The organism is Citrobacter sp. LUTT5 (assembly GCF_009905315.1).
Taxonomy (GTDB): Bacteria; Pseudomonadota; Gammaproteobacteria; order Enterobacterales; family Enterobacteriaceae; genus Citrobacter; species Citrobacter freundii.
The window spans coordinates 598,057-614,963 of record NZ_CP047606.1 but is presented as its reverse complement, the minus strand read 5'-3'; the positions used below and the strand labels follow the sequence as shown (position 1 = coordinate 614,963).

Here is a 16,907-nt window from a genome sequence, read left to right as displayed (position 1 = left end):
TCTATCATGTCAAAACAATGTTAATTCAAAGTTATAAAATATGATCTCAGCGGGGAATCCAGGATATTTCTCTTCCCGAAGCTTTATCTTTCCTTATACTCAACCACGCAAACACTTTGTTACATCCAGAAAGATGCGTCGTAAGAGCGCACGATGGATGAGCAACAACACAATGAAAGGATCACGACATGACTACGCAACGTTCATCGGGGCTACTCTCGCGTTTGGCGCAAGGGAGCCTGGTTAAACAAATTTTGATTGGCCTGGTACTGGGGATTTTACTCGCACTGGTGTCAAAACCTGCGGCAGAAGCCGTTGGTTTACTGGGTACGCTGTTCGTCGGCGCATTAAAAGCCGTCGCGCCAATTCTGGTTCTGATGCTGGTCATGGCCTCTATCGCCAACCACCAACACGGGCAAAAAACCAATATCCGCCCCATTCTGTTCCTTTACCTGCTCGGAACATTTTCAGCGGCATTAGCCGCCGTTGTCTTCAGCTTCGCCTTCCCGTCGACACTGCACCTTTCCAGCAGCGCCAGCGATATCGTGCCGCCGTCCGGCATCGTTGAAGTAATGCGTAGCCTGCTGATGAGCATGGTTTCTAACCCAGTTGATGCCCTGCTTAACGCTAACTATATTGGTATTCTGGTCTGGGCCGTCGGTCTGGGTTTTGCACTGCGCCACGGTAATGAAACGACCAAAAATCTGGTCAATGATATGTCCAACGCCGTCACCTTTATGGTAAAGCTGGTGATTCGTTTCGCGCCAATCGGTATCTTTGGTCTGGTCTCATCCACGCTGGCAACCACCGGTTTTGCAACGCTTTGGGGCTACGCCCAACTGCTGACCGTACTGGTAGGCTGTATGCTGCTGGTGGCGTTTGTGGTCAACCCACTGCTGGTCTTCTGGAAAATTCGCCGTAACCCTTATCCGCTGGTGCTGGCCTGTCTGCGCGAAAGCGGCGTGTACGCTTTCTTTACCCGCAGTTCTGCCGCCAACATTCCGGTGAATATGGCGCTATGTGAGAAGCTGAATCTGGATCGTGATACCTACTCGGTATCTATCCCGCTGGGCGCCACCATCAATATGGCGGGTGCGGCGATCACCATTACCGTGCTGACGCTGGCGGCGGTGAATACGCTGGGTATTCCGGTCGATTTACCGACGGCGCTGTTACTGAGCGTGGTGGCTTCGCTTTGCGCCTGTGGCGCATCTGGCGTGGCGGGTGGATCTCTGCTGCTGATCCCACTGGCGTGTAATATGTTCGGTATCCCGAATGATATCGCCATGCAGGTAGTTGCCGTCGGCTTTATCATCGGCGTATTGCAGGATTCCTGTGAAACGGCGCTGAACTCTTCTACAGATGTCTTGTTTACCGCGGCAGCCTGCCAGGCTGAAGACGAGCGTCTGGCAAATAACGCTCTGCGCGGCTAATCCCTGCGCCCCTCCGTTATCGGGCGGAGGGGCTCTTTTCTTGTACGCTTTTTTCAATTTTGAACGGATCAATTCCGCGTTTTTGCATCCGCCGGAAGCGAATAATGTTCAGGCCATTCATCACCAGAAAACTCCCTTCGATCATCGTCCCGCCAATCGATCCCAGCCAGAAATTATGGATAACCCAACAGGCGGTTGCGCACCACATTACGCAACGCACGGTTAACCCTTTGCAGCGAAACAGTGCCCAGGTGCTGGCCAGCGTGCCAATTATCGGTAACAGCTCCATCGCATGCTGTAATTTCGCCAGACCGAGAACCAGGGTGAGGATAATAAAAACGGCCATCACCCACAGTTTGCGGGTATGCATTGAGACAAGTGTGCGGATGGTGTTTAGTTCTGCGCTCATTCCCGCGGGCCAGGCGCCCATCAGAAAAAAATGCACGCCAATGGTGGCGCTATAGACAGCAAGTTGCAGCCGGAAGCGGCGCTCATCGCGATTGAAAAAGGTGGTAATGCCGATCAGAAAGGCGATGACACCTACGCCCTGGGCCAGCCAATACGCGGTCATGAATGATCCTTGTCAGGTAATGCAAAAACAAACGGCGCTCCATATTATGAAACGCCGTTTTTAGATTCCACCATAAACAAACTTACCCAAAAGATTTTGTGCTACAGCAAGGCGGCAAGTTCGCACATCCCCGAGAGCTTACATGAGTAAGTGACCGGGGTGGGCGAACGCAGCCAACACAGCTGTGGTGCAAAAGATGAAGGGTAATTACAACGTTACGCCGCTTTTAAAGATAGCCAGTTCCCGGAAATCGTTGCGCTCGTTGCAGGTTTGCTTACCGTTGGCGAACTCAACGATCGTATCGACAAACTCGCTCAGCAGTTGAGGCATCGCTTTACCGTGGATCAACTGTCCAGCGTCAAAATCGATCCAGTGCTTTTTCTTCGCTGCCAGCTCGCTGTTGGTGGCAATTTTCACCGTCGGTACAAAACCACCGTACGGCGTACCGCGACCGGTACTGAACAGCACCATATGACAGCCCGCGCCCGCCAGGGCACTGGTCGCCACCGCATCGTTACCTGGTGCGCTCAGCAAGTTCAGGCCATGCGTCTTCAGGCGTTCGCCGTAGCGCAGTACGTCCACCACCTGACTGGAGCCTGCTTTTTGCGTACAGCCCAGCGATTTATCTTCCAGCGTGGTGATACCGCCCGCTTTGTTTCCCGGCGATGGGTTCTCGTAGATCGGTTGGTCGTGGGCAATGAAGTACTGCTTGAAGTCATTAACCATGGTGACCAGCTTGCCAAACGTTTCTTCATCGCGGCAGTGGTCCATCAGCAGCTGTTCGGCGCCGAACATTTCCGGTACTTCGGTCAGCACTGTAGTTCCGCCGTTAGCAATCACGTAGTCGGAGAAACGGCCCAGCATCGGGTTGGCGGTAATACCGGAGAGGCCGTCAGAGCCACCGCATTCCAGACCAAACTTCAGCTCGCCCAGCTTACCCGGTTCACGCTTATCGTTACGCATCACGTTGTACAGCTGGTGAAGATGTTCAATCCCCGCTTCCACTTCGTCTTCCTGATGCTGGCAGACCATGAAGTGAACGCGATCAGGATCGTACTCGCCTAAGGTTTCGCGGAAGGCATCCACCTGATTGTTTTCACAGCCCAGACCAACCACCAGCACCGCACCCGCATTCGGATGGCGCACCATGTTTTGCAGCATGGTGCGAGTATTAATGTGGTCGTCGCCGAGCTGTGAACAGCCGTAGGTGTGGCTGAAGAGATGCACGCCGTCGATACCTTCAGCGTCGTTAGTCTCTTTCAGAAAACGGTTCTGCATCTGGCGCGCCATGGCATTAACGCAGCCTACCGTCGGTAGGATCCACAGTTCGTTGCGCACCCCAACGTCACCGTTCGCGCGTCGATAAATCTGCACATCGCGATCCGCCGGTTGTGCAACTTCCGCCTGAAAATCAGGTTGGTAGCGATACGTATCCAGGTCGCTCAGATTGGTACGCGTGTTGTGAGCATGAATATGCTCACCCGCCGCAACATCCACCAGCGTATGGCCAATTGGCAAACCGTATTTAATGACGTTTTCGCCTTTCGCAATATCGCATAAGGCGAATTTATGGCCACGAGAGACCGCCTGAAGCAGGATTACCGCCTGCCCATCAACGGTGACTTCGTTTCCTTCAGCCAAATCAGCAAGCGCTACCGCGACGTTATCCAGCGCATGGATCTTGATGTATTGCATACCTTCACCCAGGCCTTAGTTCAGTTCAATGGCGAAATAATCGCGCGCATTGTTGAAGCAAATATTTCTGACCATTTCACCCAGCAGCTGGATATCTGCCGGTGCTTCACCTGCAGCAACCCAACGGCCAATCATCTGGCACAGAATGCGACGGAAGTATTCATGACGGGTGTATGACAGGAAGCTACGGCTATCGGTCAGCATACCGACGAAACGGCTCAGCAAACCGAGCTGGGCCAGCTGCGTCATCTGACGTTCCATCCCGTCTTTCTGATCGTTGAACCACCAGCCGGAACCGAACTGCATTTTGCCCGGCATACCTTCGCCCTGGAAGTTACCGATCATAGTCCCAAGCACTTCGTTATCGCGCGGGTTCAGACAGTACAGAATGGTTTTCGGCAGCAGGTTTTGTTCATTCTGCTTGCTCAGCAGTTTGGACAGCTCTTCCGCCATCGGACGGTCGTTGATGGAGTCGAAGCCGACGTCCGCGCCGAGCAGTTTGAACTGACGCAGGTTGTTATTACGCAGCGCGCCGATGTGGTATTGCTGTACCCATTCGCGACGGGCGTATTCAGCGCCGAGGAACACCAGAACGGCGGTTTTGAACTGCGCCACTTCATGTTCACTCAGGGTTTCACCCGCCAGGCGACGCGCCAGAATGCTATCCAGTTCAGATTCGTTAGATTCGGCAAACAGCACCACGTCCAGCGCGTGGTCAGAGACTTTACAGCCGTGCGCTGCGAAGTGATCAAGACGTTTGGTCAGTGCAGCTTGCAGGTCGCTGAAGCGGCGGATATCCGTGTCAGACACTTCACCGAGCTTCGCCATGTAGTCATTAAAGGTCGCCAGCTCAATGTTAAAAGCTTTATCCGGACGCCAGCTCGGCAGCACTTTCACATCAAAGCTTCCGTCTTTAGCAACGGCCGCATGGTGCTCCAGAGAGTCGATCGGATCATCGGTAGTGCCGACCATTTTCACATTCATCTGCTGCATGATTCCGCGCGCAGAGAATTTATCCTGCGCCAGCAGCTCGTTGCACTGGTTCCAGATTTCGTCAGCCGTTGCCGGAGACAGCAGCTTACCTGTAATACCAAACGGACGACGTAATTCGAGGTGGGTCCAGTGGTACAGCGGGTTACCGATAGTGTGCGGAACCGTGGCGGCCCATGCGTCAAACTTCTCGCGATCGGACGCATCGCCGGTACACAAGCGCTCAGCGACGCCATTGGTACGCATCGCACGCCATTTGTAGTGATCACCCTTCAGCCAGATGTCATACAGGTTATTAAAACGGTAGTTTTCAGCGATTTGTTGCGGTGGTAAATGGCAGTGGTAATCGAAGATCGGCTGGTCTTTGGCGTAATCATGGTACAGACGGCGGGCAAATTCGGTGTCCAGCAGGAAATCTTCAGTCATAAACGGGGTCATTATCGTCTTCCTCTCAACGAGTGCGTCAGATTGCTTATGTTTTGATGTTGACAAAGTTATCACACCAATTTCTATACGCTGAAGATATTTTCGTGAGTTAGATCAACAAATGGTGACAAAAAAATTACTCTCAAAGAGGTAAATCACGCGTCAAGCCGCGCCAGTTCTGGCTTTGCTGAATCGAAATAATGACCACACGAAGATTCACACTTTTGTGATGGCACTCACCTTTTAAAGCTGTATGACAAGTTATCTTTTGGCCGTCGCGATACATAAGCCGACGGAATGCAAATTACCGATGGATATCCATCGGATTGACCGGTACGGAAACCGAATTAGCACAATTATTGACATGGCAAAGTTCGGGGAGTACCGGCTTTTTTTTCGGTCCCCCCTCGTAAAAGAACATCCTCCGCCCTGAACTGGAAGATGACCGCTCGTTCGCGGACATAACAAAACGATGAGGTTTTACATGCGTAAAATTAAAGGGTTACGTTGGTACATGATTGCACTGGTGACACTTGGCACCGTGCTGGGTTACCTGACACGTAACACTGTGGCGGCAGCTGCGCCAACTCTGATGGAAGAGTTACACATCTCCACTCAACAGTATTCCTATATCATCGCAGCGTATTCTGCTGCTTACACCGTAATGCAACCCGTTGCCGGCTACGTGCTCGATGTGCTCGGCACAAAAGTGGGTTACGCGATGTTCGCCGTTCTGTGGGCCGTCTTCTGTGGCGCGACCGCACTGGCTGGCAGTTGGGGTGGACTGGCACTGGCGCGTGGTGCGGTAGGTGCCGCTGAAGCCGCAATGATCCCTGCGGGTCTGAAAGCCAGTTCTGAATGGTTCCCGGCAAAAGAGCGTTCAATTGCCGTAGGTTACTTTAACGTCGGCTCTTCTATCGGCGCGATGATTGCTCCACCGCTGGTGGTCTGGGCCATCGTCATGCACAGCTGGCAGATGGCATTCATTATTTCCGGTGCGCTGAGCTTCATCTGGGCGATGTGCTGGCTTGTGTTCTACAAACACCCGCGCGACCAGAAAAAACTGTCTGATGAAGAACGTGATTACATTCTGAATGGTCAGGAATCACAGCATAAAAACGCGACCTCGAAAAAAATGTCGCTCGGTCAGATCTTGCGTAACCGCCAGTTCTGGGGCATCGCGCTGCCGCGTTTCCTGGCAGAGCCGGCCTGGGGTACCTTCAACGCCTGGATCCCGCTGTTCATGTTTAAAGTCTACGGCTTTAACCTGAAAGAAATTGCGATGTTTGCCTGGATGCCGATGCTGTTTGCTGACCTGGGCTGTATCGTTGGGGGTTACTTACCGCCGCTGTTCCAGCGCTGGTTCGGCGTTAACCTGATCGTTTCACGTAAAATGGTCGTCACCATGGGTGCATTGCTGATGATTGGCCCAGGGATGATTGGTCTGTTCACCAGCCCATACATTGCTATCGCCCTGCTGTGCGTCGGTGGCTTTGCTCACCAGGCGCTGTCCGGTGCGCTGATTACACTCTCTTCTGACGTGTTTGGTCGTAATGAAGTGGCAACGGCGAACGGTCTGACCGGTATGTCCGCCTGGCTTGCAAGTACGCTGTTTGCGCTGGTCGTCGGCGCACTGGCTGACACCATCGGCTTTAGCCCACTGTTTGCCGTACTGGCGGTATTCGACCTCCTCGGCGCGTTAGTCATCTGGACAGTATTGCAGAACAAATCGGCCAGCGAGGTAGAGTCAGAGTCGCAAACTGGCGATCCCGCTGCGCAAAGTTAACCGGACAAGATTTAACAAGGTTTTGTCATGCTAAGCCGCCAGTTATCTGGCGGCTTTTTTGACGTCGCGAGTGGAGCCGTAATCGTAAAAGTGGTATAACAAATAGAGTCTGCCGTATCATGCCTGGAGCGCATATGGAAATCACTGAACCACGACGTTTGTACCAACAACTTGCCGCTGATCTGAAAGAACGCATTGAGCAGGGCGTCTATCTGGTGGGTGAAAAACTCCCCGCAGAGCGCTTTATCGCCGATGAAAAAAATGTCAGCCGTACCGTGGTTCGTGAAGCGATTATCATGCTCGAAGTTGAGGGCTATGTAGAAGTGCGCAAAGGTTCTGGCATTCATGTCATTTCGAACCAGGCCCGTCACCAGCAGGCCACCGACGAATCGCTTGAATTCGCCAATTATGGTCCTTTCGAGCTGCTTCAGGCTCGTCAGTTGATTGAAAGCAATATCGCTGAATTTGCCGCGACGCAGGTTACCAAGCAAGACATCATGAAACTGATGGACATTCAAGAGCATGCGCGGAATGAAAAATGCTTCCGCGATTCCGAATGGGATCTGCAGTTTCATATTCAGGTCGCGCTAGCCACGCAGAACTCAGCGCTGGCCGCCATCGTAGAAAAAATGTGGACCCAGCGTAGCCACAACCCGTACTGGAAAAAACTGCACGAACATATCGACGCACGTACCGTCGATAACTGGTGTGATGACCATGATCAAATTCTCAAAGCACTGATCCGTAAAGATCCGAACGCGGCAAAACTGGCGATGTGGCAGCACCTGGAGAATACCAAAATCATGTTGTTCAATGAGACTAGCGATGATTTTGAGTTCAATGCCGATCGTTATCTTTTTGCAGAAAATCCGGTCGTTCATCTCGATACGGCGGTTAACAGCGCTAAATAAGCAATCTTTTCGATGCAGGCGCGACAAAGCGCCTGTTTCTCCTGCTTGGTAAGCATTAGGTATAAAGTGTCAGCCTGTGTAAATCCTCTCGCCTCCCTCCATTGCGATAAGCAAAATCACAGTTCAACAACCGTAATTTCTATAACGGACAACGTTGACCTTTGTTACAATTAGATGCTATTTGAATTTTTGTGTTTGAGAGCTTGCTTACTTCACAACTTTACAGGGAATAGTTCAGGCCGTGAATTTGTGTCAGACCGCGATCCATGTAAAAAACACCAATAAAATTGCGGCGTTACAAACTCCAGAAAACCGGCATGACGACAACCGATTCTCCAGGAATATTGAATGGAACTACTGACTCAATTACTGAATGCTTTATGGGCTCAGGATTTTGAAACGCTGGCCAATCCTTCCATGATTGGCATGCTCTATTTCGTACTATTTACCATTTTGTTTCTGGAAAACGGACTGCTGCCAGCGGCCTTTTTACCTGGCGACAGTCTACTGGTGCTGGTCGGCGTACTTATCGCCAAAGGCGCGATGGGTTTCCCGCAAACGGTACTGCTGCTCACTACCGCAGCCAGCCTGGGTTGCTGGCTTAGCTATATCCAGGGGCGATGGCTGGGGAATACCCGCACAGTACAAAACTGGCTATCTCATCTGCCCGCGCATTACCATCAGCGCGCGCATCATCTGTTCCATAAGCATGGCTTGTCTGCGCTGCTGGTCGGTCGCTTCATCGCGTTTGTCAGAACATTACTGCCGACCATCGCAGGATTGTCCGGCCTGAACAATGCGCGCTTTCAGTTCTTCAACTGGATGAGTGGACTGCTTTGGGTTTTGATTCTCACAACGCTTGGTTATCTGCTGGGCAAAACGCCGGTGTTTCTCAAGTATGAAGATCAGCTGATGTCTTGTCTGATGCTGCTTCCTGTGGTGTTACTGGTGTTTGGTCTGGCAGGTTCACTGGTTGTTCTTTGGAAGAAGAAATACGGGAACCGAGGGTAAATTATGCTGAAATCATGCATAACGCTCCGACGACTTGCCTGGTCCACCACTTTTATGTTGTTCATTGGCGCGTTGCTCCTGACCTGGTCTGTCATTCGCCAGCAGGAATCAACGCTTGCCATTCGTGCCGTAAACCAAGGAGCCAGCGTGCCTGATGGCTTCTCTATCTGGCATCACCTGGATGCCAACGGCATTCGTTTTAAAAGCATCACTCCGCAAAATGACGCACTGCTGATTACCTTTGATTCCAGCGCACAGAGCGCAGCCGCAAAGGTCGTGCTGGACCGAACGTTACCGCACGGTTTCGTTATTGCTCAGCAGGATGATGATAATCAGGCGGTGCAGTGGTTATCCCGCTTACGTGATACTCCACACCGCTTTGGTTAATTTCCAGGAATCTGAATTAGATCACTCACTTTGGTGATTTCACCGTTTAGCGCCTATGATTAATAAACTGGGCTTATGACCCAACGTTTTATTATTCTGGAGCATCGACCCTAAACGACGAGGTCGAATCACAATGGAAGGTTCAAGAATGAAATACCGCATCGCTTTGGCAATTAGCCTTTTCGCTCTAAGTGCCGGCAGCTACGCCAACACCCTCTGTCAGGAAAAAGAACAAGACATTCAGCGGGAGATTAGCTATGCCGAAAAACACAATAATCAGAGCCGCATCAATGGGCTGAACAAAGCGCTGAGCGAAGTCAGGGCAAACTGTACTGACAGCAAACTGCGCGCCAACCATCAGAAAAAAATCGCCGAGCAGAAAAATGAGATTGCCGAGCGTCAACGTGACTTAGCCGAAGCTAAGCAAAAAGGCGATGCGGATAAGGTAGCTAAGCGCGAACACAAGCTTGCTGAAGCTCAGAAAGAGCTAAAAGAACTCGAGACCCGCGATTACTAAGTACGGTAACTAGCCACTCAACTGGAGAAAACTATGTCGAAAGATAATGCTACGGAAAACCTGCGCGCTGAGCTGAAATCTCTTGCGGATACGCTTGAAGAAGTACTTAGCTCTTCTGGCGATAAGTCGAAGGAAGAGATGAGTAAAATTCGCAGCAAAGCCGAACATGCGCTGCGCGAGAGCCGCCATCGTCTGAGTGAAACCAGCGATGTGATTGCCAAACAGACCCGTGAGGCCGCGGCTAAAGCCGATAACTACGTGCGCGAAAACCCATGGACAGGCGTCGGCATTGGCGCTGCAGTCGGTGTGGTGCTTGGTGTACTGCTGTCGCGCCGTTAACAATGGCTGATTCTCAACACGCACAAGGTCCAGGCAAAGGCGTACTGGGTATTGGACAGCGGATCCTGACGATTCTCGTTGAGATCGTAGAGACGCGGCTGCGGCTGGCCGTCGTTGAGCTGGAAGAGGAAAAAGCCAACCTCATCCAGATCCTGCTGATGCTTGGGCTGACTATGCTGTTCGCGGCGTTTGGCCTGATGAGCCTGATGGTACTTATCATCTGGGCCATTGACCCTCAATACCGACTGAACGCCATGATTGCCACCACCGTAGTGCTGTTGCTGTTAGCGCTGATTGGCGGGATATGGACGCTGCGTAAAGCGCGTAAAACAACGCTGCTACGCCATACGCGCAATGAACTCGCGAACGACAGGCGGGCTCTGGAGGATGACGCATAATGAGCAGTAAAGTCGAACGTCAACAACGTAAGGCGCAACTGCTTGGACAGATCCAGCAGCAACGGCTGGATCTGTCTGCTACTCGCCGCGACTGGCTGGAAGCCACCGAGGTCTACGATCGTGGCTGGAAGACGCTGTTGAACCTGCGCGGCTGGGTGTTAGTCGGGAGCAGTATTATGGCAGTTCGCACCATCCGTAACCCAAATCTGCTGGTCCGCTGGGCCAAACGCGGCTTTAGCGTCTGGAGCATCTGGCGCCTGGTGAAATCGACCATCAGGCAGCAGCAGTTGCGCGGCTAATCCCCCTACTCCCACCTAACCTCAAATTTTTTGATAATTTCTGACAGTTTTCCTTGCTAACAATTCTCATTAGCCACGTTTATTATTCTCTTCATCGACAGCAACGACGCGCTCAGCAGCGTCATTGCACAAAAAAACACAATAAGCCGCCTGAGTGGTTTCCTGGAGAGTATGATGAAGAAATTAGAAGATGTTGGTGTACTGGTAGCGCGCATTCTGATGCCAATCCTGTTTATTACCGCAGGTTGGGGAAAAATCACCGGATATGCAGGTACCCAACAGTACATGGAAGCCATGGGCGTCCCAGGATTTATGCTGCCGCTGGTGATTCTGCTTGAGTTTGGCGGCGGTCTGGCAATTCTGTTCGGTTTCCTGACCCGTACTACCGCGCTGTTCACCGCAGGCTTCACGCTGCTGACGGCGTTCCTCTTCCACAGTAACTTTGCGGAAGGTGTGAACTCTCTGATGTTTATGAAAAACCTGACCATCGCAGGCGGCTTCCTGCTGCTGGCTATCACCGGTCCGGGCGCATTCAGTATTGACCGCGTACTGAATAAAAAGTGGTAAGCAAACTATACTGAACACATCAAAAAGCGAGGAGATATCTCCTCGCTTTTGCTATCTGAGGAGACGATAAAATGGGACAACTGATTGACGGCGTCTGGCATGACACCTGGTACGATACCAAATCAACCGGTGGGAAATTTCAACGTTCTGCATCGGCTTTCCGTAACTGGCTCACCGCAGATGGCACGCCTGGCCAGACCGGTGAAGGTGGCTTTGCTGCCGAAAAAGACCGTTATCATCTGTACGTTTCTCTGGCCTGTCCGTGGGCGCATCGCACACTGATTTTGCGTAAACTTAAAGGGCTGGAACCGTTTATTTCCGTTTCCGTTGTGCATCCGCTAATGCTGGAAAACGGCTGGACCTTTGACGACAACTTCCCAGCGGCAACCGGCGATACCCTGTATCAGCACGAATTTCTTTATCAGCTCTATTTACACGCCGATCCGCACTACAGCGGTCGGGTGACCGTTCCGGTACTGTGGGACAAAAAAAACCACACTATTGTCAGCAACGAATCTGCAGAAATCATCCGCATGTTTAACACTGCGTTTGATGCGCTGGGTGCGAAAGCCGGGGATTACTATCCACCTGCCCTGCAAAGTAAAATCGACGAGCTGAACGGCTGGATTTATGACAACGTCAATAACGGCGTGTATAAAGCGGGATTTGCCACCAGCCAGGAAGCCTACGACGATGCCGTGGAAAAAGTCTTTCAATCTCTGGCACGACTGGAGCAGATCCTGGGTCAGCATCGCTTCCTGACCGGTGACCAGCTAACCGAGGCCGATATTCGCCTGTGGACCACGCTGGTGCGCTTTGATCCGGTTTATGTCACCCACTTCAAGTGCGACAAACACCGCATCAGTGACTACCTGAATCTGTACGGTTTTCTGCGCGATATCTACCAGATGCCGGGCATTGCGGAGACCGTCAACTTTGACCATATCCGTCATCACTACTTCCGTAGCCACAAAACAATCAACCCGACCGGTATTATTTCAATCGGCCCGTGGCAGGATCTCAGCGAACCTCATGGGCGTGACGAGCGTTTCGCCTGATTTACACTGGCCTCCGTTTGGGTAATGCTGTTCAGTTAACGCCTCCGTTTCGAAAGGCATCAACATGTGCTGGCGGAGGTAATGAATATGTTATTTCAGGGAAAGGGTTCCGTTCACCTCATGTTCATCGTTTCTCTGAAGCACCGATTCCTGTGAACGTGTAAAGGGCGTTCTCCGCCACGCCCTTTACAATCCCGGCTCCCGGCAGGAAAATTGTTGCTGTGCAATACCCTCCGCTTATTCCTCCAGGCTACCGGGTCGGGCGCGAGGAAACGTCCCTGTAAAACGCGCCCTGAACCCGCATCCATGCGGGTTCTCCCGGCCTTACGGAAACACGTCGGCAATTTTCAGCCGGACCAGCCCACACCTGACCATCTGCGTTTTTTTTGAATATATCTGAACAGCAAATCAGATTTAACTGGAAGTCAGAGCATTACAGCGATGACCCCGGTCCGGCTGAAAATCGATGAGGCGTTGACGGCTGACCGGGTCTGCCCGCAGGGATGCGGGCAAAGGGGACGGCCTGCAGGGACGCAGGCTCGGCCCCGACCCGACAGGCAGACGGAATAAGACGAATAACTCGCGCAGCGACGATTTTCCCGCCGGGAGCCTGGGTTGCAAGGGAGGCGGCGGTGAGCCTCCCTTGCCCGTTCACGGGTATAAAGATATCAGAGAAGCAACGCACATGAGGTGAACGGAACCCTGAGCAAGAATCACATGTTCACCATACATGCTTAACTGATCGGCATTGCCCGTTTGGAGGCCAAATAATTAATACTACAAACATTTACCAGCATTCCATTCGCAGCTATTCTTAATTTGATTGCTTTAAAAACAAGTAATTGAACGCAGAACGAGGCAAAAATGGATTGGTATTTAAACGTATTAAAGAATTACTTTGGTTTTGGTGGCCGCGCGCGTCGTAAAGAATACTGGATGTTTGTGCTGGTCAACATCATCTTCACGTTCGTGCTGGGCATTCTGGACAGAATGCTTGGCTGGGAACGCGCCGGAGGAGAAGGCATATTAACGACGATTTACGGGGTTCTGGTCTTTATCCCGTGGTGGGCGGTACAGTTTCGGCGTTTACATGACACCGACCGTTCAGCCTGGTGGCTGCTGGTGCTGCTGATCCCGATCGTCGGCTGGTTGATCATCATTATTTTCAACTGTCAAAACGGCACTCCGGGGAGCAATCGCTTCGGCGCTGACCCCAAACAGTTGTCCTGAATTTAAATACGCCCCTTCCGTTGGAGGGGCGTATTTCTTATTTACCCGCAAACAGCTTGGGAATTTCTCGCAGACACCAGGATTTCGCCTCGCCCATGCTGTCACGACGCCAGGCCATAATAATATCTATCTCGCTTGTCGATTCCGGACTAACGACCCGCAGTCGACCAGCTGCAATATCCTCTTCCACCAGCGGGTACGGCATTGTCGCTACGCCCAATCCGGCCAACAGCGCCTGACGTTTATCTTCTATCGTACTCACCGTCAGACGCGGCTGTTTATCCAGCAGTTGAACGGTCAGCACCGGACGTTCACGTGCGGTATCCGCCACAGCGATCCCACGGTATTTCACGCGGGTGACTTCCGATAACGGTTCCGGCTCCTGGTGGATAGGATGATCCGGTGCCGCCACATACACGTTCATCAGCGAGTACAGCTTGCGCGAGTTGATTTCGGAAGATGAGCGAAAATGCATATCCGGCGCAATCACGATATCCGCCCGCCCCTGCTCAAGACGCTCCCACGCCCCGGCCAGAACTTCGGTAATAACGGAAAGCTGGGTATTGGCCTTCCCGGCCAGTCTGTCGATCAGCGGGAAAAACGCCGCCGTTGGCACCAGTGCTTCGGTAACGATAGTCAAATGCGTTTCCCATCCGCGAGCCAGCGCTTCGGCATCGGTAGTCAGCTTATCCGCAGCCTCCAGCAGTACGCGCCCACGCTCCAGCAGCATACGCCCGACGTTAGTGAATTTTGTGCGGTGGCCTGAACGGTCAAACAGCACTACGTCCAGCTCTTCCTCCAGCTTCTGCATGGTATAGCTAAGTGCGGAAGGCACGCGCCCCAGTTCGTCTGCGGCGGCGGCAAAGCTGCCGCGCCTGTCTATTGCGTCCATGACGCGTAACGCCTCAAGCGTTAAAGCCCTTTCTTTAGCCATCTCGTTCTCATTCAGGAAATTTGAACATACCGGGCAGAATATCTGGCTAACAATGCAGCGTCTAGCCATTTAACATAAAAGGAAGTAAAGAGAGGTCAAGAACTATGATTACTACCCGTACAGCCAAACAATGCGGGCAAGCAGACTACGGCTGGCTGCAGGCCCGTTATACCTTCTCCTTTGGACACTATTTTGATCCTAAACTGCTGGGTTATGCCTCGCTGCGTGTTCTGAACCAGGAAGTTCTGGCACCGGGGGCCTCTTTCCAGCCACGGACCTATCCGAAGGTGGATATCGTCAATCTGATCCTCGAAGGGGAAGCGGAGTACCGAGACAGCGAAGGCAACCATATCAAGGCCAAAGCAGGCGAAGTTTTACTGCTCGCGACACAGCCCGGGATTAGCTATAGCGAACACAATATCAGCAAAGACAAACCGTTAACGCGGATGCAGCTCTGGCTGGACGCCTGCCCGCAGCGTGAAAACGCCTGCGTACAGAAAGCCACGCTGGGTACCAGTAAGCATCAGCTGCTGGCCTCGCCGGACGGTGAACAAGGCAGCCTGCATCTGCGCCAACAGGTATGGGTGCACCACGTTGAACTGCAGCAAGGTGAATCGCTGAGTTTTCAGTTACATGGGCCACGCGCTTATTTACAGTCGATTCACGGCAGATTCCATGCGGTAACGTCTGGCGCCGAAAAAGAAGCGCTCACCTGTGGCGATGGGGCATTTATTCGTGACGAAACTAACATAACGTTAGTCGCCGATACCCCGCTGCGCGCTTTGCTGATAGATTTGCCCGTATAGTCAGGGAAAACAATGGAGTACGACTATTGAGCAAGAAATCATCAAAAAAACGCCAGCCGCAGGTTGAGCTGAAAAAACGGGAAACGGTTCCCTTCGGCTATGAAGAAATGCTGACAGAGCTGGAAGCGATTGTGGCCGATGCCGAGCTACGGCTGGAAGACGAAGAAGCCGCCTGAAAAGGCGGCTTAGACTTATGCCGGGTGGCGGCAACGCCTTACCCGACCTGGAGATTAATGCGCCTTACTGGCCATGATCTCAATGATCTGCTTGTCGGTTTCCTGCATCGAACGACACGCCAGCGCACACAGGTTAGCGATAGATTGTTCCACGTTATGCGCCACAATCCCTTCGTTTCCGGTTACGGCAGTATCATCCAGTGCCATCAGTACCGCTTTCCACGCCGCAGATGCGCTGGTTGAGACTTTCATCGCGCAGCTGTTTGAAGCGCCATCGCAAATCATTCCGCTCACGTCGCCAATCATGCTGCTGATCGCCATCGCGATGGTGTTGTAGCGGCCATCCACGATCCATGCCATCCCCGCTGCAGCGCCCATCGCCGCCGTGGTTGCTGCGCACAGCGCAGACAAACGAGGAAGCTGATGATGGATGTAGATAGCGCTCAGGTGAGACAACATTAGCGCACGTGCCAGTTTCTCCTCATCCGCGCCAAAGTGCTCGGCCACCACCATGACCGGAACAGTCGCGGTAATCCCCTGATTGCCGGATCCGGAGTTGCTCATGGCCGGCAGCGTCGCCCCGCCCATTCGCGCATCCGATGCCGCACTGGTGCGGATCAGAATAGAGGTGGAGAGATCGTTCGCCAGCAGACCACGCGCGCACTGCTTCTCAAGTGTGGTTCCGATGTGCAAGCCCCAGTTACCACGCAGCCCTTCCTGAGACAACGCACCGTTCAGCTTTGCCGCATCAAGAATAAAGCGGATCGACTCAAACGGTACCGCGTTCACGAACGCCAGAATCTCTTCCAGCGAGGTGTGAGACAGTACCGCCAGCGGCGACTCCAGCTCCTCTTCCTGAGCATTCTGTTCTGTGGTGAACACTACACCCTTATTGGTCTCGATGTGGACTATGTTGGTATGACCGCCCACAATCGTCACGCACGCCCATCCTTCAGCGCTGTAAACCTTCGCGCGGGAAAAGAGGATATCCTCGCAAGGCTCCTGCAGCATCACCGCGACCTTGCCAGCGCTCAACATCGCTTTCGCATCAGCGATCGCTTGGGGCGACGCATCTTTCAGTACCTCTAAACCGGCACGGGCATTTCCCCCCAGCGCACCCAGCGCCGCCGCGACAGGTAACCCGACCATTCCGGTACCCGGCACGGTAACGCCCATGCCGTTTTTCATCAGGTTCGGTGAGACCCACGCATCAATACGTTCAACCGCGCCGTCCAGCTCAGAGGATGCGACCGCTGCCGCCAGCGCCAGAGAGATAGGTTCCGTACAACCCAGCGCAGGCTTAACCTCTTCCTGTACCGCGCGGATAAAACTATCCCATAATGGATTCAATGTAGTCTCAAACATAACAACAA

Annotated in this window: 19 protein-coding genes; 14 read left to right on the top strand and 5 right to left on the bottom strand. The window is 52.7% G+C overall.

Going from position 1 to position 16,907, the window contains the following annotated elements; genetic code table 11:
• The first annotated feature begins 188 nt into the window (after positions 1 to 188).
• A complete protein-coding gene (gene sstT, locus GUC46_RS03015) occupies positions 189 to 1,433 on the top strand; it encodes a serine/threonine transporter SstT (protein ID WP_049001660.1) in 1,245 nt (414 codons plus the stop codon).
• A gap of 16 nt (positions 1,434 to 1,449) precedes the next feature.
• Here the strand turns inward: sstT and GUC46_RS03010 are convergent, their stop codons facing one another.
• The 3 genes from GUC46_RS03010 to uxaC all read right to left on the bottom strand — a co-directional run bounded on the left by GUC46_RS03010 (position 1,450) and on the right by uxaC (position 5,127).
• Positions 1,450 to 2,004, bottom strand: coding sequence for a YgjV family protein (locus GUC46_RS03010; RefSeq protein WP_048217117.1), 555 nt, complete (start codon positions 2,002 to 2,004; stop codon positions 1,450 to 1,452).
• 207 nt (positions 2,005 to 2,211) lie between these two features.
• Complete coding sequence (locus GUC46_RS03005; protein WP_130715092.1) at positions 2,212 to 3,699, bottom strand: UxaA family hydrolase; 1,488 nt, start codon at positions 3,697 to 3,699, stop codon at positions 2,212 to 2,214.
• Positions 3,700 to 3,714: 15 nt separating this feature from the next.
• Positions 3,715 to 5,127, bottom strand: coding sequence for a glucuronate isomerase (gene uxaC, locus GUC46_RS03000; protein WP_003024811.1), 1,413 nt, complete (start codon positions 5,125 to 5,127; stop codon positions 3,715 to 3,717).
• Between the two features lie 472 nt (positions 5,128 to 5,599).
• Between uxaC and GUC46_RS02995 the strand changes: the two genes are divergently transcribed.
• The 11 genes from GUC46_RS02995 to GUC46_RS02945 all read left to right on the top strand — a co-directional run bounded on the left by GUC46_RS02995 (position 5,600) and on the right by GUC46_RS02945 (position 13,618).
• Positions 5,600 to 6,901, top strand: coding sequence for an MFS transporter (locus tag GUC46_RS02995; protein ID WP_003024814.1), 1,302 nt, complete (start codon positions 5,600 to 5,602; stop codon positions 6,899 to 6,901).
• 134 nt (positions 6,902 to 7,035) lie between these two features.
• On the top strand, positions 7,036 to 7,812 hold the full coding sequence (exuR, locus tag GUC46_RS02990) for a transcriptional regulator ExuR (RefSeq protein WP_003024817.1): 777 nt from the start codon (positions 7,036 to 7,038) through the stop codon (positions 7,810 to 7,812).
• 348 nt (positions 7,813 to 8,160) lie between these two features.
• Positions 8,161 to 8,823 (top strand): DedA family general envelope maintenance protein YqjA, encoded by a 663-nt coding sequence (gene yqjA / locus GUC46_RS02985; RefSeq protein ID WP_003024820.1) that lies wholly within the window; start codon positions 8,161 to 8,163, stop codon positions 8,821 to 8,823.
• Positions 8,824 to 8,841: 18 nt separating this feature from the next.
• Entirely contained in the window at positions 8,842 to 9,210 is a 369-nt protein-coding gene (mzrA, locus tag GUC46_RS02980) for an EnvZ/OmpR regulon moderator MzrA (protein ID WP_176691756.1), read from the top strand.
• A 148-nt stretch (positions 9,211 to 9,358) separates the two neighbouring features.
• Positions 9,359 to 9,727, top strand: a complete 369-nt coding sequence (locus GUC46_RS02975; protein WP_003024825.1) for a DUF1090 domain-containing protein — start codon at positions 9,359 to 9,361, stop codon at positions 9,725 to 9,727.
• 33 nt (positions 9,728 to 9,760) lie between these two features.
• A complete protein-coding gene (locus GUC46_RS02970) occupies positions 9,761 to 10,066 on the top strand; it encodes a YqjD family protein (protein WP_003024832.1) in 306 nt (101 codons plus the stop codon).
• 2 nt (positions 10,067 to 10,068) lie between these two features.
• Positions 10,069 to 10,464, top strand: a complete 396-nt coding sequence (locus GUC46_RS02965) for a phage holin family protein (RefSeq protein WP_003024834.1) — start codon at positions 10,069 to 10,071, stop codon at positions 10,462 to 10,464.
• Positions 10,464 to 10,763 carry a YqjK-like family protein gene (locus GUC46_RS02960; RefSeq protein ID WP_003024845.1) on the top strand — a complete coding sequence of 100 codons (300 nt, stop codon included), beginning with the start codon at positions 10,464 to 10,466 and terminating at the stop codon, positions 10,761 to 10,763. The genes GUC46_RS02965 and GUC46_RS02960 overlap by 1 nt, the downstream gene beginning before the upstream one ends.
• A 174-nt stretch (positions 10,764 to 10,937) precedes the next feature.
• On the top strand, positions 10,938 to 11,330 hold the full coding sequence (locus GUC46_RS02955; protein ID WP_003024847.1) for a DoxX family protein: 393 nt from the start codon (positions 10,938 to 10,940) through the stop codon (positions 11,328 to 11,330).
• 71 nt (positions 11,331 to 11,401) lie between these two features.
• Entirely contained in the window at positions 11,402 to 12,388 is a 987-nt protein-coding gene (yqjG, locus tag GUC46_RS02950) for a glutathionyl-hydroquinone reductase YqjG (RefSeq protein ID WP_032950281.1), read from the top strand.
• 864 nt (positions 12,389 to 13,252) lie between these two features.
• Positions 13,253 to 13,618: a DUF805 domain-containing protein gene (locus tag GUC46_RS02945; protein ID WP_130715090.1), complete on the top strand. Its 366-nt coding sequence runs from the start codon at positions 13,253 to 13,255 to the stop codon at positions 13,616 to 13,618.
• 37 nt (positions 13,619 to 13,655) lie between these two features.
• Here the strand turns inward: GUC46_RS02945 and yhaJ are convergent, their stop codons facing one another.
• Positions 13,656 to 14,552 (bottom strand): DNA-binding transcriptional regulator YhaJ, encoded by an 897-nt coding sequence (gene yhaJ / locus GUC46_RS02940; RefSeq protein WP_003024855.1) that lies wholly within the window; start codon positions 14,550 to 14,552, stop codon positions 13,656 to 13,658.
• A 104-nt stretch (positions 14,553 to 14,656) separates the two neighbouring features.
• On the opposite strand from yhaJ, the gene GUC46_RS02935 reads away from it, so the two are divergent.
• Entirely contained in the window at positions 14,657 to 15,358 is a 702-nt protein-coding gene (locus GUC46_RS02935; protein WP_048232841.1) for a pirin family protein, read from the top strand.
• A 26-nt stretch (positions 15,359 to 15,384) separates the two neighbouring features.
• Positions 15,385 to 15,534 carry a hypothetical protein gene (locus GUC46_RS02930; protein WP_086504593.1) on the top strand — a complete coding sequence of 50 codons (150 nt, stop codon included), beginning with the start codon at positions 15,385 to 15,387 and terminating at the stop codon, positions 15,532 to 15,534.
• Between the two features lie 54 nt (positions 15,535 to 15,588).
• Here the strand turns inward: GUC46_RS02930 and GUC46_RS02925 are convergent, their stop codons facing one another.
• Positions 15,589 to 16,899, bottom strand: a complete 1,311-nt coding sequence (locus GUC46_RS02925) for a serine dehydratase subunit alpha family protein (protein WP_003841509.1) — start codon at positions 16,897 to 16,899, stop codon at positions 15,589 to 15,591.
• Positions 16,900 to 16,907 lie beyond the last annotated feature (8 nt).

Coding starts and splice junctions, on each gene's coding strand:
- sstT (WP_049001660.1), top strand. CDS start 189: ATGACTACGCAACGTTCATCGGGGCTACTCTCGCGTTTGGCGCAAGGG.
- GUC46_RS03010 (WP_048217117.1), bottom strand. CDS start 2,004: ATGACCGCGTATTGGCTGGCCCAGGGCGTAGGTGTCATCGCCTTTCTG.
- GUC46_RS03005 (WP_130715092.1), bottom strand. CDS start 3,699: ATGCAATACATCAAGATCCATGCGCTGGATAACGTCGCGGTAGCGCTT.
- uxaC (WP_003024811.1), bottom strand. CDS start 5,127: ATGACCCCGTTTATGACTGAAGATTTCCTGCTGGACACCGAATTTGCC.
- GUC46_RS02995 (WP_003024814.1), top strand. CDS start 5,600: ATGCGTAAAATTAAAGGGTTACGTTGGTACATGATTGCACTGGTGACA.
- exuR (WP_003024817.1), top strand. CDS start 7,036: ATGGAAATCACTGAACCACGACGTTTGTACCAACAACTTGCCGCTGAT.
- yqjA (WP_003024820.1), top strand. CDS start 8,161: ATGGAACTACTGACTCAATTACTGAATGCTTTATGGGCTCAGGATTTT.
- GUC46_RS02975 (WP_003024825.1), top strand. CDS start 9,359: ATGAAATACCGCATCGCTTTGGCAATTAGCCTTTTCGCTCTAAGTGCC.
- GUC46_RS02970 (WP_003024832.1), top strand. CDS start 9,761: ATGTCGAAAGATAATGCTACGGAAAACCTGCGCGCTGAGCTGAAATCT.
- GUC46_RS02965 (WP_003024834.1), top strand. CDS start 10,069: ATGGCTGATTCTCAACACGCACAAGGTCCAGGCAAAGGCGTACTGGGT.
- GUC46_RS02960 (WP_003024845.1), top strand. CDS start 10,464: ATGAGCAGTAAAGTCGAACGTCAACAACGTAAGGCGCAACTGCTTGGA.
- GUC46_RS02955 (WP_003024847.1), top strand. CDS start 10,938: ATGAAGAAATTAGAAGATGTTGGTGTACTGGTAGCGCGCATTCTGATG.
- yqjG (WP_032950281.1), top strand. CDS start 11,402: ATGGGACAACTGATTGACGGCGTCTGGCATGACACCTGGTACGATACC.
- GUC46_RS02945 (WP_130715090.1), top strand. CDS start 13,253: ATGGATTGGTATTTAAACGTATTAAAGAATTACTTTGGTTTTGGTGGC.
- yhaJ (WP_003024855.1), bottom strand. CDS start 14,552: ATGGCTAAAGAAAGGGCTTTAACGCTTGAGGCGTTACGCGTCATGGAC.
- GUC46_RS02935 (WP_048232841.1), top strand. CDS start 14,657: ATGATTACTACCCGTACAGCCAAACAATGCGGGCAAGCAGACTACGGC.
- GUC46_RS02925 (WP_003841509.1), bottom strand. CDS start 16,899: ATGTTTGAGACTACATTGAATCCATTATGGGATAGTTTTATCCGCGCG.